At 64.5% G+C, this 15,656-nt stretch carries 12 protein-coding genes; 3 read left to right on the top strand and 9 right to left on the bottom strand.

The features are described from left to right. Nucleotides 1-6 precede the first annotated feature (6 nt). The 4 genes from CCR94_RS14990 to CCR94_RS14975 all read right to left on the bottom strand — a co-directional run bounded on the left by CCR94_RS14990 (nucleotide 7) and on the right by CCR94_RS14975 (nucleotide 4,157). On the bottom strand, nucleotides 7-2,208 hold the full coding sequence (locus CCR94_RS14990; protein WP_104508663.1) for a sensor histidine kinase NtrY-like: 2,202 nt from the start codon (nucleotides 2,206-2,208) through the stop codon (nucleotides 7-9). 111 nt (nucleotides 2,209-2,319) lie between these two features. Beyond that, nucleotides 2,320-3,528, bottom strand: a complete 1,209-nt coding sequence (locus tag CCR94_RS14985; RefSeq protein ID WP_104508662.1) for an NAD(P)/FAD-dependent oxidoreductase — start codon at nucleotides 3,526-3,528, stop codon at nucleotides 2,320-2,322. 66 nt (nucleotides 3,529-3,594) lie between these two features. Further along, a complete protein-coding gene (locus CCR94_RS14980) occupies nucleotides 3,595-3,921 on the bottom strand; it encodes a type II toxin-antitoxin system PemK/MazF family toxin (RefSeq protein WP_104508661.1) in 327 nt (108 codons plus the stop codon). Continuing rightward, nucleotides 3,918-4,157 carry an antitoxin MazE family protein gene (locus CCR94_RS14975; protein ID WP_104508660.1) on the bottom strand — a complete coding sequence of 80 codons (240 nt, stop codon included), beginning with the start codon at nucleotides 4,155-4,157 and terminating at the stop codon, nucleotides 3,918-3,920. Before CCR94_RS14975 ends, CCR94_RS14980 begins: the two co-directional genes overlap by 4 nt. Nucleotides 4,158-4,236: 79 nt before the next feature. Here CCR94_RS14975 and CCR94_RS14970 point away from each other — a divergent pair, with 79 nt between their 5' ends. Continuing rightward, complete coding sequence (locus CCR94_RS14970; RefSeq protein WP_104508659.1) at nucleotides 4,237-5,190, top strand: D-2-hydroxyacid dehydrogenase; 954 nt, start codon at nucleotides 4,237-4,239, stop codon at nucleotides 5,188-5,190. A gap of 93 nt (nucleotides 5,191-5,283) precedes the next feature. On the opposite strand, the gene CCR94_RS14965 is transcribed toward CCR94_RS14970, so the two are convergent. Continuing rightward, entirely contained in the window at nucleotides 5,284-6,069 is a 786-nt protein-coding gene (locus tag CCR94_RS14965) for a hypothetical protein (protein ID WP_104508658.1), read from the bottom strand. Nucleotides 6,070-6,151: 82 nt separating this feature from the next. Next, complete coding sequence (locus tag CCR94_RS14960; RefSeq protein ID WP_104508657.1) at nucleotides 6,152-6,709, bottom strand: invasion associated locus B family protein; 558 nt, start codon at nucleotides 6,707-6,709, stop codon at nucleotides 6,152-6,154. A gap of 401 nt (nucleotides 6,710-7,110) precedes the next feature. On the opposite strand from CCR94_RS14960, the gene CCR94_RS14955 reads away from it, so the two are divergent. Together CCR94_RS14955 and CCR94_RS14950 are read left to right on the top strand one after the other, a co-directional pair. Next, nucleotides 7,111-8,004: a transporter substrate-binding domain-containing protein gene (locus CCR94_RS14955; protein WP_104508656.1), complete on the top strand. Its 894-nt coding sequence runs from the start codon at nucleotides 7,111-7,113 to the stop codon at nucleotides 8,002-8,004. A 5-nt stretch (nucleotides 8,005-8,009) separates the two neighbouring features. Next, nucleotides 8,010-10,817: a putative bifunctional diguanylate cyclase/phosphodiesterase gene (locus CCR94_RS14950; RefSeq protein ID WP_104508655.1), complete on the top strand. Its 2,808-nt coding sequence runs from the start codon at nucleotides 8,010-8,012 to the stop codon at nucleotides 10,815-10,817. 92 nt (nucleotides 10,818-10,909) lie between these two features. On the opposite strand, the gene hpnJ is transcribed toward CCR94_RS14950, so the two are convergent. From hpnJ to recF, 3 genes are all read right to left on the bottom strand, one after another. After that, on the bottom strand, nucleotides 10,910-12,343 hold the full coding sequence (gene hpnJ / locus CCR94_RS14945; RefSeq protein ID WP_104508654.1) for a hopanoid biosynthesis associated radical SAM protein HpnJ: 1,434 nt from the start codon (nucleotides 12,341-12,343) through the stop codon (nucleotides 10,910-10,912). Between the two features lie 204 nt (nucleotides 12,344-12,547). Beyond that, nucleotides 12,548-14,368, bottom strand: coding sequence for a DNA helicase RecQ (gene recQ, locus CCR94_RS14940; RefSeq protein WP_104508653.1), 1,821 nt, complete (start codon nucleotides 14,366-14,368; stop codon nucleotides 12,548-12,550). Beyond that, a complete protein-coding gene (recF, locus tag CCR94_RS14935; protein ID WP_104508652.1) occupies nucleotides 14,365-15,546 on the bottom strand; it encodes a DNA replication/repair protein RecF in 1,182 nt (393 codons plus the stop codon). Before recF ends, recQ begins: the two co-directional genes overlap by 4 nt. Between the last annotated feature and the right edge of the window lie 110 nt (nucleotides 15,547-15,656).

Raw genomic sequence — 15,656 nt, 5'->3', positions numbered from 1 at the left:
ATCCACCTAGCTCGGCTTTTTCAAAGGGAAATGCAGGCGCACCAGCGCGCCCTGCCCGGAAGTCGCGTCGAGCAGCTCGATGCCGCCGCCGTGGTCCTCGAAAATTTTCTGCACGATGGGCAGGCCGAGGCCGGTGCCCTCCTTGCGGGTCGTCATATACGGCTCCAGCAGCCGCGCCCGGTTTTCTCGGGGAAAACCCTTGCCATTGTCCTCGACGTCGATCAGCGCGGAACCGTTGTCGCAGCGCAAGCTGACCGTGATTTTCGGCGGGCGGTCCTCCATGTCGGTGGCGGCTATGCCCTCGGTGGCGTTTTTCACCACATTGGTGAGCGCCTGCGACAGCAGGCGGCGGTCGAAATGGGCCATGTGCGGACCTTCCGGCAGATCGGCGACGATCTCGATGTCGGGATGGCCCACCCGCATCAGGAACAGAACCTGCTCGATGCAGGCCCTCAAATCGTCCTCGCGCGGCTGCGCCTTGGGCATGCGCGAAAACGAGGAGAATTCGTCGACCATGCGCTTGATGTCGTCCACCTGGCGGATGATCGTGTCGGTGCATTGGTCGAAAATATCCTTGTCGTTGACGATCACCTTGCCGTACTTGCGCTTGAGCCGTTCGGCGGAAAGCTGGATCGGGGTGAGCGGATTCTTGATCTCGTGGGCGATGCGCCGCGCCACATCGGCCCAGGCCGAGGTGCGTTGCGCCGTGACCAGATCGGTCATGTCGTCGAGCGTGGCGACAAAGGTGCGCTCGTTGCGACTGGGCGGCCCCGGCGCGATCCGGACATTGTAGATGCGCTCGCGCCCGTCGCGGGTGATCTGGATCTGTTTTTGCGTGAGGCGGGCGTGGCCGGCGCGGGCGTCGATCAAGATCGGCTCCAGTTCGGGCAGGATGTTCGCCACCGGATTGCCCATGGCCTTGTCCGCCTCGCCGCCGTCCATGCCGATCAGCTCGCGCGCCGACGGGTTGGCCACGGTGAGATCGCCGCGCGCGCCCACCCCGATCACCGCCACCGGCACGCCCGACAGCACGGCTTCTGTGAACAGGCGGCGCTCGTCGAGCATGTGATTGGCGGCGATGAGGCGGTTTTGTTGCAGGCGCAGCTCCGTCGTCATCTTGTTAAAGGTTTCGCCGAGATGGGCGAGGTCGCCTTCCGCCGCGCGCACGGGCACCTGCACGTAGAAATTGCCGGAGGTGACCTGGTCGGTGGCGGCGATCAGGCGGCGGATCGGCGCCACCAGCAGATTGGTGAAGGCGAGGCCGAGCCAGACCGCCGACAGCAGCAGGATGGCGGCGAGCAGCGCGAACATGATGGCGAGCGCGCGTTGCAGCGTGTGGCGCTGCGCCTCGAACGCGCCGAACATCTTGACCAGCGCCTCGGCCTGCTTGGGGAAGGCCACCGTGAAGGGATTTACGGGGCGGCTGGCGTAGAGAAACACATCGGCGAAGGCCGGCATCGGCCGCAGCGCCACGAAGGTGCGGCCCTCGTTGAGGATCAGGCACAGAGGCTCGTTTTTCGCGGCGTCATCAAAGTCCATGTCCTGCGGTTTGACCACGGGATCGGGATGGTTTGTTGCGACGTCGGCCTGCTCCACCACCTTGCCGTCGCGCTGGATCAGGGCGGCGGCGGTGAAGCCTAAGAATTTGGCGCGGCTGGAAAAAAATTCCTTGAACAGGCCCCGGTCGGCGTCGAACATCGGCTTGCCGCGATCGAGGTCGCCGGCGGTGAGTTGCGCCTCCTGCAACAGCGAGCGGCACTGGTCCTCGCGGAACAGATTGGCCGCTTCCGTCGCGCCGGAGATGAAGCCGCGCACGTCGCGCATCACGGCGGGATTGAGGGTCTTGTCCAGCGTCACCGAGCCGACGATGGCCATGGACAAAGCGGGGACGGCGGCGATCACCGCGAACAGGGCGACAATGCGGATGTGCAGGCCGGCGCCGGCCGTTTTCGCCCGCCATGCCCGCACCAGCACCGCCGCCTCGAACGCCACCAGCAGGACCAGTACGGCGCAAATGGCGAAATCGACCAGGAACAGGATGGTGATGGTGTCGTCGGTCGGCGCGATCGGCGTCAGGCCGGCGAAGATCAGGAACGAGCCGAGCGCGCAGAAAATGGCCGCCACGACGACGAACGGGCCAAGACGCGGCAGCAGCCGGCGTTCGCGCCGGCGCGGCTTTCGTGTCTCTGGTTCGCTGGTTCGATTCATGCCGCCCGCTGCGCGCGCCCGTTGCAGCTTCAAGCAATAGCCGAGGCTGGGATGCGTGGCAATAATGCAACGCTGTTGCTCATGTGCGACAGGATGTGGGCGGAAAAAAGATCAGCGCAACAGGGATTTCAGGTCATGGGTGGGATCGGCGGCGGCGTCGGGCGCCGGGCTCAGGCCGGCGTCGAGCAGCTTTCGCGCCAGCAAATGCTCGCCGGGGCGGTTGACCGATTCGACGGAAATCAGTTTTTCGCCGCGATAGTTGAACAGGGAAAAGGCGTTTTCGCCGGACGGGCGCGCCACCTGAAGATCGACGCCCGCGCCCGAAACCGCCATTTGCAGCTTGACGTCATATTGGTCCGACCAGAACCAGGGCGTGGCGACGAAGGGTTTTTCCCGGCCGAGCAGCGCGCTCGCGGCGGCCTTGCCCTGCTCCACCGCGTTCTGCACGCTTTCGAGCCTGATCGCCGCGCCATTTGCGTGAAAAACCGTGCAATCGCCGGCGGCGACCACGTTTGGCGCCGAGGTTCGGGCGCAGGAATCGACGATGACGCCTCGGTCGCAGGCGAGGCCGGCGCGCGCGGCGATGGCGTCATTGGCGCTGGCGCCTATGCCGAACACCACGAGATCGGCGTCGAAACCGCCGCCATCGGCCAGGGCCACGGCGGACACCGCGTCCGAGCCTTCGAGCGCCGCGACTTGCGCGCCGAAATGGATGTCGACGCCGCGCGCGCGGTGCAGGTCGGCGAAAAAGTCCGAGATCTTCGGCGTCACCGCGCGGGCCATCAGGCGATCCTGCGCTTCCAGCACCAGCGCCTCCACGCCCTTTTTGCGCGCGGCGGCCGCCACCTCCAGGCCGATGAAACCGCCGCCAACCACCACGATCCGCTTGGCGGCGGCGAGGCGGGCGGAGATCTCGCGGGCGTCCTTGAGTCCGCGCAGCACGCAGACGCCGGGCAGATCGGCGCCTTCGAGATTGGGGCGGCGGGCGCTGGCGCCGGTGGCGAAGGCGAGGCCGGTCCAGTCGAGCGTCTCGCCATCAGCCAGGGTGATTTCGCGCGCCGCGAGGTTGACCTCGGTCACATGCGCGCCGAGGCGCAGGTCGATGGCCTTGGTGACGAAAAACTCGGGGCCGCGCAGGGTGAGTTTGTCCGTCGCCGTTTCGCCGGCCAGCCAGGCCTTCGACAGCGGCGGGCGCTGGTAGGGGGCGACCCGCTCCTCGCCCAACAGCAGGATTTCGCCTTCGAATTTTTCCGCGCGCAGGCTTTCCGCGATTTGCAGGCCCGCCTGCCCCGCGCCGATGATGATGATCCGCTCGCCCATGCGCGTCCGCCTCCTGTTTTCGCCATTGGATTACAGGAAGCGCGCCGCCAGGGCAAAAAGCCGCGCCTATTTCGCTATGCCGAGAAACACCGTCAGCGCGCGCTCGACGTCCAGCATGATGCCGTCGCCGGCGCTGCCGATGATCTGGCCGACCCGATCCCGATAAAACGTCATGATCTTGTCGATCATGATGTAGGACTGCGTTTTCAGGCCATTTTGCTCGTCGGGCGGCACGGCGATGCGCAGCAGCGGCGCGTCCACGGGCGTGCTCGTCACCAGCAAGGCGGTCACCGTCGCGGTGGCGGAAAAATGGTCCGACTGGATGACGAGGGCGCGACGCGGCTTGCCGAAATCGCCGGGAAGCGCGACAGTGACGACATCGCCACGTTTCAAGGCGCGGTCCTGTCGAGATCGGCCCTGGCCGCGTCGAGGAAGCTGCGCAATTCGGCGTCGTCGCGCTCGGCCGCCGCCACGACGGCGCTCTGGCGGCGGGAGATTTCAGCAAATTCGGGCGACCTCGTGTCGGGCGCCCAGATCTGCACCGGGCGCAGACCGGCGGCGCGCATCCGCCGCCGATAGGCCTCCATCCGCTCGCGCGGCCGGGACGGTTCACGCGTGACCTTGCCCATGACCTCTCCTTTTCGTAACATGTTACGTGACCTTCCCGCCGAAGTCACGTTTTTCGGTTAGCGCCACGATCGGATCGCCATGCACACAATCGTCTTTCTCGACGCGAACACCTTGGCGCCCGGCGTCAAACTGCCCGCGCCGGATTTTCCGCATCGCTGGGTCGATTATCCCGCGACGACGCCGGACCAGGTGGCGGCGCATGCGGGCGAGGCTGATATTCTCATCGTCAACAAGGTCAGGATCGGCGCGCGGGAGCTGGATGCGCTGCCGAAGCTGAAGCTCGTCGCCGTCGCCGCCACCGGCTATGACAATGTCGATGTCGCGGCGGCGCGCGCGAAGGGCGTGGGGGTCGCCAATATTCGCGGCTATTCGGTCGGCTCCGTTCCCGACCATGTGTTCGCGCTGATCCTGGCGCTCAGCCGCAATATCTTCCCCTATGCAGAGGGCGTGCGCGGCGGGCGCTGGCAGGAGGACGGGCAGTTCTGCTTCCACGATTTTCCCATTTCCGACCTGTCGGGCAAGCGACTCGGGCTGATCGGATCGGGGTCGCTGGGGTCGCGCGTGGCGGAAATCGGTCGCGCCTTCGGCATGGATGTGGTTTTCGCCGGACGCAAGGGCCACGCGGCGGGAGAGGGCCGGGTCGGATTTGACGCATTGCTCGCGACCTCCGACGTGGTCTCGCTGCATTGCCCGCTCAACGCGGAGACCGAAAATCTTTTGTCGGACCGCGAATTCGCGCTGATGACGAAAAAGCCGCTGCTGATCAACACCGCGCGCGGCGGCGTGGTGGACGAGGAGGCGCTGGAGCGCGCGCTCGACGCCGGGCTGGTTTCGGGCGCGGGAATCGATGTCACCCGGCCGGAGCCGCCGCCGGCTGACAGCGCCATCATGCGGCTGGCGCGCCGGCCCAATGTGCTGGTCACCCCGCATGTCGGATGGGCCAGCCTGGAGGCGCAGCGGATTCTGGCCGACCAGTTGAAGGCCGTGCTGGAAAGTTTCGCCGCTGGCGGGCGGATCAACCGGCTGGATTGAGGGGGCCGCCCCTCGCCCCCATAGGGCGTCCGCGAGGACGCCCATCCTTCGACGGGCTTTATCGAGAGGGGGCGTTGGCGCCCGCCCGAGGCGTCAGGCGGCGCGCGACAGGGCGTCCGGCATGGCCTGCGCCAAATCGCGAACCGCCGGGGCGCCGGAAAATTCATGCGGGCCGACATGCGTCAGCGCGCCCTGCGTGTCGAGCCAGACTTTTCCGCCCGTGTTGCGCCAGAGACGGCAGAACGTGTAGTCCTCCGAGAGATAGACCCCCGTGTCCGGATCGATCATGCAATCGAAAAAGGCATATTGATTCGGGCTGAAGCTGGGCGCGCCGGTGTGCATGGAGCCCGCGTGGCTCGCGCTGTAGCGCAATTGCGGATAGGCCTCGGCCATGGTCAGCAGCGCCTCGCGCCGGATCATCATGAAGCCGGTGCCGGCATAGGTTCCCGTGACGAAACCATCGCGCGCCTCGGCCTCCCCGCCCTCGCAGGGCGCGCCGACATAGCGCAGCGGCGCGGTCTCCACCGCCTCGCCGGCGACGGCGCGCTGCAAGCCGCTGTTCCAGTCAAGCAGTTTCAGCGGATACATTCCGGCGACGACCTCCTGGTCGAACGCCATCATGCGCGCGACCTGCGCGGGATCGAAGCCGATGTCGGCGTCGATGAAGATGAGATGCGTGGCAGAGGCGTCGTCGAGGAAGCGGCTGACCAGCAGGTTGCGGCCGCGCGTGATCAGCGACTCATTGCCCAGCAGGTTCAGGGAGACCTTGACGCCCAGTTCGCGGCCGAGATTGAGCAGGCCGACGGTGGAATACATGTAACGCTGTGTCACCATGCCGCCATAGCACGGCGTGGCGATGAAGAGATGCTGTTCGGGCATTGGAGGCTCCGGCGAGGATTACGCTGGCATTGCAGCGCATCGGCCTTGCCTGGAGCTTGTCGTGGTTAACGCGCCTTTAAGCTTATTCCTTGGCCAGCGCGTCCGCCGCCTGGGCGAAGCCCCGGAAGGAAATGGGGAGTTTGACCGGGCGGCCGACGCCGTCGGTGAAGTCCAGCGCGCCGTTTTCGGTCTGCGCGCGATAATATTTCCATTGCGCGTCGGTCGCGGAGGCGTCGGCGAAACAGCCCACCGGGACACAGCGCCGCCACGACAGCTCCGTCGGCTTGGCGTCCTTTTCGCCGGTGGTGAACCGGACCACGCTCGGCAGCAGGATGTTGTTGGGCAGGTGCGCCGTGATCCGCCAGGGGTCGGAGGATTTGACCCGGCCGAAGGCGAGTTGCGCGATGGGCTGCTGCTGCTGGCCCTGCGGTCCCGCCTGAATGGTCTGGACGATTTCACAGACTTTTTGCGCCTTGTCGGCCTCGCCGAGGCGCTGGCAGCGCATCAGCCAGTCGCCAAAGGTCGCGGTGGTCGTGGCGGGGTCGGGGCTGACCGGCGCGGGCTTGGCGTCCTCGGCGAGGGCCGGGACAGCCAACGAAATCACGAGCAGGGCGAGGGGGGCGAGGGGAAGACGGGACATGCGCGGCTCCTGTTTTATCCGCTATAGCCGGGCGCGCGCGACAGTTCAATGACGTTCAGTCACGCCGCCGCCGCGCCGCCCGCCACGGTCCCTTCACATCGGCGGACATTCCGAGAGCGAAATGAACGCGCGCTCATGACCCGGTCGGGACGACCGGAAAAGCCTTCCCTGAATTGCGTGATCGAGTCGGCTCGGCCAAACGCTGCGGCGGCCGAATGATTGACGGCAACGGCAACGAACTTGCAATGAATTCAACTTACGGTTGTTAAGGCCGCGCTCCATGAACTGACCGCATGTGGCTTGGCCGCATGCACGCCGAACGAGACTTTCCCGCGCGCGGCAAGCGGCGCGGGTCAGATCACTCCGGATGCGTTGCCGTTGGAAACTCGTGGGGTGAGCGAATGATCCGCTTTCGAAAATCGAAATTGCTCCTGGGTGTCTTGATCGGCATGTTCGCCACGACGGCGGCGTTGGCGGCTGACCTTGATCAGATCAAGGCGCGTGGAGAATTGCGCCATCTCGGAATTCGCTATGCCAACTTCGTGACCGGCTCCGGCGACGGCCTCGATGTCGAGATCATGCGCGGTTTCGCACAGCGCCTCGGCGTCGGATACAAGCTCGTCTATTCGGACTTCTACACCGTCATCCGCGACCTCCTGGGCAAGGACGTCATGCGTCAGGCCGGGCATGTCGCGCTGACGGGCGATTTCCCGATCAAGGGCGACGTCATCGCCACGGGCTTTACGGTCCTGCCATGGCGCCAGGAGATTCTGACCTATTCGGCGCCGACGTTTCCCTCGCAGGTCCTTCTCATTGCGCCCTCGGCGTCATCGGCCCAACCCATCAAGGAAGGGGCCACGCTTTCGGACGAAATCAAGGACACAAAGCAGTTGATTGGGAGCCGAAGCCTCCTGGTCATGGAACGCACCTGCCTGGATCCGGCGAACTACGGACTGACAGGCGTGGGCGTGGACCTCAAAATGTACGCAAGGAGTACAAATCTCAATGAGATGGTTCCAGCGCTTCTCAACGGAGACGCGCAACTCACCCTGCTTGACGTTCCGGACGCCGTGCTGGATTTGCGAAAATGGGCGGGACAAATCAAGGTGCTGGGGCCGGTTTCGGAACGCCAGACTCTCGCCGCGGCCTTTCCGCGAGACGCGGTGAAGCTGCGCGACGCCTTCAACGTCTACCTGCGCGACATAAGGGCCGACGGAACCTATGACCGGCTGGTCGACAAATATTATCCGGGCATCAGACGCTTCTTCCCCGATTTCTTCGACAAGAAGGTGTGATCCTTATGCCGGGCCGACTGCGCCTCCTGCTCTATTGGCCGCTGGCCATGGCGAGCGGCTTCCTGCTGTTCGTCCTGGTTCTCGCCTGGAGCCTGTATTCGACCCAGGTCGAGTTGCGTTCCGCGACCGACGCGCGACTGCTCGCGGACAGCGCGCGTCGCGCGGCCGTCGTCGAAGACTTCCTGTCGGAGCAGGCTCAACTCGCGACGCAGCTTGCGGGCGTTCATGAGATTGAAGACTATTTGATCAACCAAGCGCTGGGCATGTCGCCGCGCTATGGGTTGAACGCCGCCTTGGGCTTTATCGAACAGAACTTCCAGCGCGCCATCGAACGCACATCCTTGCGCGGCGAAAGCTTTCTGCGTCGCATCAGCTTCGTGAACATAGACAAGGTCGAAGTCGCCCGCGCGGGCGACGGCCCGACGCCCGCGATCGGAGATATTCCCGGCGACGTCACGCCGCCGCAAATCAATGCGCGCGACTGGACGATCGAGGTCACGGCGCCCGTTTACTTCAAGAACGCTCTGGTCGGCGCCATCACGACCACCGCCGACTTGAAGGTGCTCTCGCAACTTCTGATCGAGTCGGACGATTCCGAAGGCGGCTATCACGAATTCCTCTTGGTCGGAGACGGCAGTCACGCCCTTTCTCCCGGTCGCTCAAGCGCGAATTTCGATCTGGTCGAACCGCGACTGGCGACTCTGCCGGTAAACCGGCTGACGCCGACGGACGATGTTTCCGATCGCCCGGACTTCGGGCGCATGCTCGCCCTGCGCACGCCGATCAAGGGCGCGCCCCTTTCGCTGATGACGCTCACCTCGGAAGCGGAGGCTTACGGTCGCGTGGCGCGGCCGGCCTATGCGCTTTATCTGGCCGCATTCCCCGCGGCGCTGTTCATGATGGCGATCGGGTTTGAGCGGCAGCGCCGGCGAGCCGTCCAATTGCAGAATGACTTCGCCGAATCCGATCGCCGCCGCAACGAACTTTCGCGCGATAACACGGCGCTTTCCGAAGAGATCGCGCTGCGCAAGGCGCTTGAGGACGATCTGCGCCGCAAGACCAAGGCGCTCAAGGAAACCAACGCGGATCTGCGAATCGCCGCGACGGCCTTCGAGTCCCAGGAGGGCATGATCGTCACGGATTCCAATCACAAGATTTTAAGGATCAACAAGACATTCAGCGAGATGTCCGGCTACCAGGCCGATGAGCTTGTCGGCAAATCGGGGACGATATTTCAATCAGAAATGGATGACATAAATCTCTATGCGGAGATGGGCGCGACCGTAGAGCTGTCTGGTCGCTGGCAAGGCGAAATATGGTTGCGCACCAAGAGTGGAGCGGCGATCGAGCGATGGGTGACGATTTCGGCTGTCCAGGACGAGAACGGCGCGCATTCGCACTATATCACGACGTCCTATGACCTGTCCGAACGAAAGAAAGCCGAAGCGAAGATCAGGGAATTGGCGTTCTATGACGAGTTGACCGGTTTGCCAAATCGCAAGGTCTTGATCGAACGCGCGCACCAAACCATGCTGAACTGCCATAAGCTTCAGACCTATGCGGCGCTGATGTTCGTCGATCTCGATCGTTTCAAGCGGCTGAACGACACGCTCGGCCATCATAAGGGCGACCTGCTCCTGAAGCAGTCGGCGTCCCGTCTGAAACACTGTATTCGCGCTTCCGACACGGTCTCGCGTTTCGGCGGCGACGAGTTCGTGGTCTTGCTCACCGACCTCGGCGTGTCCGACGTCAGAAATGCGGCGCTTCGCGCGGAAACAATCGCTGAAGACATCATCACCCGTCTCGCCGAACCGCAAGATCTCGATGGCCACAGCTTCCGATGCACGGCGAGCGTCGGCGTCACCCTGTTTTGCGATGAAGGGCAAAGCGTGGACGATCTTCTGAAATGGGCTGACATGGCCATGTACGAGGCCAAGACCTCCGGACGAAACGCCGTGCGCTTCTTCGACCCCGCCATGCAGACGCTGATCGAGTCGCGCGCCGTGATTGAGGCGGACCTGCGCGAAGACATCGCCCAGAAGAATTTCCTGCTGTACTACCAGCCGCAGGTGGACGACGACGGCCGCCTTATCGGCGCCGAGGCGCTGACGCGTTGGCCGCGGGCGGTTCAAAAGCCGCCGTCGCCTGACGAGTTCATATCGGTGGCTGAAAACTCGGGGCTGATCATCCCGCTTGGGGAGGGCGTGCTCGAAACGGCGTGCAGCCAGATGGCCGTTTGGGCGAACGATCCCGCGCTGGCCGGCTTGACGATCGCCGTGAACGTGAGCGGGCTGCAATTGCATCACCCCAGCTTTGTCGACCGCGTCAGGGAAACAATCGAAGCCACAGGCGCCAATCCGAACCTCTTGAAGCTGGAGGTCACCGAGAGTTTTGAAATCTCGAACATCGAAGAGGTCATCGCCAAGATGACCGCGCTGCGAAAGCTTGGCATTCGCTTTTCGCTCGATGACTTTGGCACCGGCTATTCTTCGCTGTCCTATCTGAAACGGCTGCCCATCGACCAACTCAAGATCGACAAGAGCTTTGTCAGGGACGTCATGTCCAACCCCAACGACGCCGCCATCGCCGAGACGATCATTGCGCTCGGCGACACCCTTGGCCTGTCGGTCATTGCGGAGGGAGTCGAAACCGAGGCGCAGCGCGCCTTCCTGGCGGCGCGCGGGTGTCGCGTCTATCAAGGGTATTTGTTCGCTCGACCGATGCCGGCGAAGCAGTTTGCCCAATTCGCGACCCTGTTTTCCCGCACGAAGCCCGCCAACGAAACGCCCCGGCTATCGCGCCGGGAAGCGTGATCGCCGATCGCGGATCACGGCCGCGCGCGGCCGCCAGCGCCCTTCGAGACGCCCGCAAGCGGGCTCCTCGGGGTGAGGGCTACTGGAAAAGTTCAGCAGTTGGCCGCGCCTTGCTTGCGTTCGCGCAAGAACTGGAAGAATTCCACGCCCTCGCGCAGGCGGCGCTTCAGCATGTCCATGTCGCGGACCATTTCCCAGACGATGGAGCCGATCTTGCTCGGGCGGAAGTAGAACTCCCGGTAAAAGGTCTCGACGGAGTCGAAGATTTCCTTGTGGCTGAGGTTGGGGTAGTGCAGCGGCGCGATCTGCACGCCGTTCTCGTCCACCAGTTCGGCGTTGGCGCTGTCGAGCCAGCCTTGTTCCATCGCCTGCTTGTAGAGGAAGGTGCCGGGATAGGGCGCCGCCAGCGACACTTGCAGCGTGTGCGGGTTGACCTTTTTGGCGAATTTGATGGTTTCGCGGATGGTGTCGCGGGTTTCGCCGGGCAGGCCCATGACGAAGGTGCCGTGGATGGCGATGCCGAGCTTGCGGCAGTCTTTTGAGAACTTTTCCGCGACCTCGATGCGCATGCCCTTCTTGATGTTGTGCAGGATTTGCTGGTTGCCGGATTCGTAGCCGACCAGCAGCAGGCGCAGGCCGCCTTCCTTGAGCTTTTTCAGCGAGTCATAGGGCACGTTGGCCTTGGCGTTGCAGCTCCAGGTGATCCCGAGCTTGCCCAGCTCTTTTGCGATCGCTTCGGCGCGCGGCAGGTCGTCCGTGAAGGTATCGTCGTCGAAGAAGAATTCCTTCACCTGCGGGAACGCCTTTTGCGCCCATTTGATCTCTTCGATGACATGGCCGACGCTGCGGGTGCGGTAGCGGTGGCCGCCCACCGTCTGCGGCCACAGGCAGAAGGTGCAATGCGACTTGCAGCCCCGCCCGGTGTAAATCGAAAGATACGGGTGTTTCAGATAGCCGATGAAATAGTTCTCGATCTTCAGGTCGCGCTGGTAGATCGGCGAAACGAAGGGCAGTTCGTCCATGTTTTCGAGGATGGGACGGTCCTCGTTGTGCTGGATGGCGCCGTTGGCGTCGCGCCAGCTCAGGCCCTTGATGCTGGCGAAATCCTTGCCGTCGGCGACGTCCTTGATGGTGAAGTCGAATTCGTTGCGGGCGACGAAATCCACCACCGGCGCGCTTTTGAGCGAGCCGTCGGCGTCCACCGCCACCTTGGCGCCGATCAGGCCGGCTTTCAGCGCGGGATTTTCGGCCTTGAGCGCCTCGATGCATTTCACGTCGGAGGCGAAGGACGGGATCGAGGTGTGGACCACCACAAGGTCGAAATCTTTCGCCTGCGCCACCACTTCGGCGAGCTTGATGTTGTGCGGGGGGGCGTCGATCAGCTTTGAATTTTCCACCAGCGCCGCCGGCTGCGCCAGCCAGGTCGGATACCAGTACGAGGCGATTTCGCGGCGCGCCTGATAGCGCGAGCCGGCGCCGCCGTCGAAACCGTCGAAGGAAGGGGCTTGCAGGAACAAGGTGCGCATAGGTTTTCGCTCCGAAGGACGACGGTGCAATCATACTGGCGATGGTAGCTGGGTTTTGACGAATTTTTGACGGCGCGTCCAGAGTTAACTGGAGGCGCGGGCGCGCGCGGCGTCCGGCGGCGCGGTGAGCCATGACGCCATGACGCTGTCGTCCAGCCCAAACCGCTGCTATTCTGACGACATCGAGGCCAATGCGCCAGCCCCTCACCCCGACGCTTGCGCGATCGCTTCCAGAAAAATATCGCCGTAGAGGACGAGCTTGCGCTCGCCGACGCCGTGGATGGCGCGCAAGTCGTCGATTGTCGCCGGGCGGCGTTCCGCCATTTCCAGAAGGGTGCGGTCGGCAAACACCATGAAGGCGGCGATTCCGGCGTCCTTGGCCAGTTCGCGGCGCAGTTTGCGCAGCGCTTCGAAAATCTTGCCGTCGCCGGTGGCGGCGTCTTCGAAATCGCGGGCCTTGCCGCGCTGGTGCGGTTTGGCCTCGAATTTCTTTTCGCGCGGCGGGTCGGCGCGCAGCACGAAATTTTCGCGTCCGCGCAGGATGGCGTCGCCCTTTTCGGTCAGGGCGAAGCCGCCGTGTTCGGCGCTGGCCGTGCGCAGCGCGCCGGATGCGAACAATTGGCGGAAGGTCGAGGCCCAGTCCGCCTTGGTGCGGTCGGCGCCGACGCCGAAAGTCTTGATCTGATCGTGATGGTTGCGGCGCAGGGCTTCGCTGTCGGCGCCCAGCAGCAGGTCGGACAGGTAGTTCAGGCCAAAACGCTGTCCGGTGCGATAGACGGCGGCCAGCGCCTTTTGCGCCTCGACCGTGCCGTCGCGGGTTTTGATTTCGCCCCGGCAGAAATCGCAGGCGCCGCAGGGTTCGGATTTCTCGTTGAAATGGGCGAGCAGGAGCTGGCGGCGGCAGGCCACCGCCTCGCATAGCGCGGCGAGCGCGGAAAAACGCTGGTGCTCGAAGCGGCGACGCTCGTCGGACAGATCCTTTTCGTCGATCTGGCGGCGGCGCAGCGCCATATCGTCGAGGCCGTAGAGGGTGTAGGCGCTGGCGGGCAGGCCGTCGCGGCCGGCGCGGCCGATCTCCTGGTAATAGCTCTCGATGCTCTGGGGCATGTCGGCATGGGCGACGAAGCGCACGTCCGGCTTGTTCACCCCCATCCCAAACGCGACGGTGGCGAAGGCGATCACGCCGTCGTCGCGCAGAAAACGGTCCTGGTTGGCGTTGCGCTGAGTCTGCTCGATGCCGGCGTGGTAGCACAAAGTGTCAAAGCCCTGTTCGGCGAAGGTTTGGGCGAGACGCTCGGTTCCCGCGCGCGAGGAACAATAGACGATGCCGCTTTGGCCCCGGCGGGCGTTGAGGAAGCGCTGCAACTGCCTTTTGGGCTGGTCCTTCGCCGCGAAGGCCAGCGAAATGTTGGGGCGGTCGAAACTGTGCAGGAAGACTTTTGGCGGCTTGTCGAACAGGCGTTCGGCGATTTCCGCGCGCATCGCGTTGTCGGCGGTCGCCGTGAAGGCGATGGCCTGGATTGCGCCGAGTTTTTGCACGCTTTGGCGGATCAGGCGGTATTCCGGGCGGAAATCATGGCCCCATTCGCAGATGCAATGGGCTTCGTCCACGGCGATCCGGGCGATTTTCGTGCGCGACAGGGCTTCGGTGAGGCCGTCCATGGCGAGGCGTTCGGGCGAGACGAACAGCAGTTTTAGCGAGCCGTCGCGGATTTGGCGCCAGGTTTCGGCGGACTCGCTCTCGCTGCTTTGCGAGTTGAGCGTGGCGGCGGGCAGGCCCAGCGCCTGCATCTGGCCGACTTGGTCGCGCATCAGGGCGATCAGCGGGGAGACGACGAGAGTCAGGCCGTCGCTCATCAGCGCCGGGAGCTGGTAGCAGAGACTCTTGCCCGAGCCGGTGGGCATGACCGCGAGGACCGGGTCGCCGGAGAGGACGGCTTCGACGATCTGGCCCTGCCCCGGACGAAAATCGTCGAAGCCGAACACTTTTTTCAGGAATTTACGGGCCGTCGCGAGATCGCTCATGCGTCCTCCACGCGAGACAGGGGGGAAATTTGGCCGTGCGCCACCGCGAAAAGGTCGGCGCGGCCGGCGAGGTCGTCGAACAGAGCGGGGTCGGCGCCGGTCATCCAGATTTGGCCGCCGAGCGCGTCGAGCGCGTCGAACAAGGCGCGGCGGCGGACGGGATCGAAATGGGCGGCGATTTCGTCGAGAAGAACGAGGGGCGCAAGGCCGCTCATCGCCGCCACCAGCCTGGCGTGCGCCAGCACCAAGCCGACGAGAAGGGCTTTTTGCTCTCCAGTTGAGGCGCGGCGGGCTTCGCAGGTCTTGGGGCCATGGCGCACGGCGAGATCGCTGGCCTGCGGTCCGATCAAGGTTCGCCCGGCGCTCGCGTCGCGGGCGCGGTTGTCGCGCAGCAGCGCGCGGTAGGAATCTTCGGCCGATAGCGCAGGGTTTTCGGCGACGAGGCGGTCGATTTCGCCTTCCAGCGCGATGTCGGCCCAGGGGAAGGGAGAGGTCTCGTCGCGAGTCGTGGCGATCAGGGCGGCCAGGCGCTGCACCGTCTCGCGACGGGCGCTGGCCACGGCTATGGCGAGTTCGGCGATCTCGCGCTCGGCGGCGTCGAGCCAGATTCTTTCGGAAAAGCGCTCCTCCAGCAGGCGGTTGCGGCTACGCAACGCCCGCTCCAGGCCGTTGACGCGCGCGCCGTGCTCGCTGTCCACCGCCAGCACGAGGCGGTCGAGGAATCGGCGGCGGTCGCCGGCGGGGCCGGTGAACAGGCCGTCCATGGCGGGGGTGAGCCAGACGATTCTGATGTAGTCGGCGAAAATTTTGGCGGAGGGAATGGGTTCGCGGTCGAGGCGGAATTTGCGTTGCGCGGCGCCGTCGATTCGCTCCAGGCCGGCGCCCATCTGGACCGGACCGCCAGCTTCGCCTTCAAGCTCCAGCGAGACGGCGAAGCCGCCGGCGCCGTTTTCGCGCGCCATGTCGGACATTTCCGCGCGGCGCAGGCCCCGCCCCTGCGCGAACAGCGACAGGGCTTCGAGCAGGTTGGTCTTGCCGGCGCCGTTGTCGCCGGAGAGGGCGACGAGTTTGGCTCTCGTTTTCAGGTCGAGCGCGGCGTAGCCGCGGAAATCGGCCAGCACGAGGCGGCGCGCTTTTGGCGCGCGTGGGAGAGAATCGCCGGCTGGGGATGAAGTCATGGCGCGTTGTAGCGGCTCTCACCCTTTGGGAAAACCATGCGCTTGCGACATCGCGTCGCGCTGCGGAACATTTGGAGAGGGGTATATATAGGCCCGGCTAAAATAGCGTC

Source organism: Rhodoblastus sphagnicola, from assembly GCF_002937075.1.
GTDB classification, from domain to species: Bacteria; Pseudomonadota; Alphaproteobacteria; order Rhizobiales; family Beijerinckiaceae; genus Rhodoblastus; species Rhodoblastus sphagnicola.
The sequence above is the reverse complement of the archived record's forward strand: the minus strand, read 5'-3'. Positions and strand labels throughout refer to the sequence as shown.

Excerpts from the sequence above, each read along its gene's own strand:
- CCR94_RS14985 (WP_104508662.1), bottom strand. The coding sequence starts at position 3,528 with ATGGGCGAGCGGATCATCATCATCGGCGCGGGGCAGGCGGGCCTGCAA.
- hpnJ (WP_104508654.1), bottom strand. The coding sequence starts at position 12,343 with ATGCGCACCTTGTTCCTGCAAGCCCCTTCCTTCGACGGTTTCGACGGC.
- CCR94_RS14990 (WP_104508663.1), bottom strand. The coding sequence starts at position 2,208 with ATGAATCGAACCAGCGAACCAGAGACACGAAAGCCGCGCCGGCGCGAA.
- CCR94_RS14960 (WP_104508657.1), bottom strand. The coding sequence starts at position 6,709 with ATGTCCCGTCTTCCCCTCGCCCCCCTCGCCCTGCTCGTGATTTCGTTG.
- CCR94_RS14950 (WP_104508655.1), top strand. The coding sequence starts at position 8,010 with ATGCCGGGCCGACTGCGCCTCCTGCTCTATTGGCCGCTGGCCATGGCG.
- CCR94_RS14965 (WP_104508658.1), bottom strand. The coding sequence starts at position 6,069 with ATGCCCGAACAGCATCTCTTCATCGCCACGCCGTGCTATGGCGGCATG.
- recF (WP_104508652.1), bottom strand. The coding sequence starts at position 15,546 with ATGACTTCATCCCCAGCCGGCGATTCTCTCCCACGCGCGCCAAAAGCG.
- CCR94_RS14955 (WP_104508656.1), top strand. The coding sequence starts at position 7,111 with ATGATCCGCTTTCGAAAATCGAAATTGCTCCTGGGTGTCTTGATCGGC.
- CCR94_RS14970 (WP_104508659.1), top strand. The coding sequence starts at position 4,237 with ATGCACACAATCGTCTTTCTCGACGCGAACACCTTGGCGCCCGGCGTC.
- recQ (WP_104508653.1), bottom strand. The coding sequence starts at position 14,368 with ATGAGCGATCTCGCGACGGCCCGTAAATTCCTGAAAAAAGTGTTCGGC.
- CCR94_RS14975 (WP_104508660.1), bottom strand. The coding sequence starts at position 4,157 with ATGGGCAAGGTCACGCGTGAACCGTCCCGGCCGCGCGAGCGGATGGAG.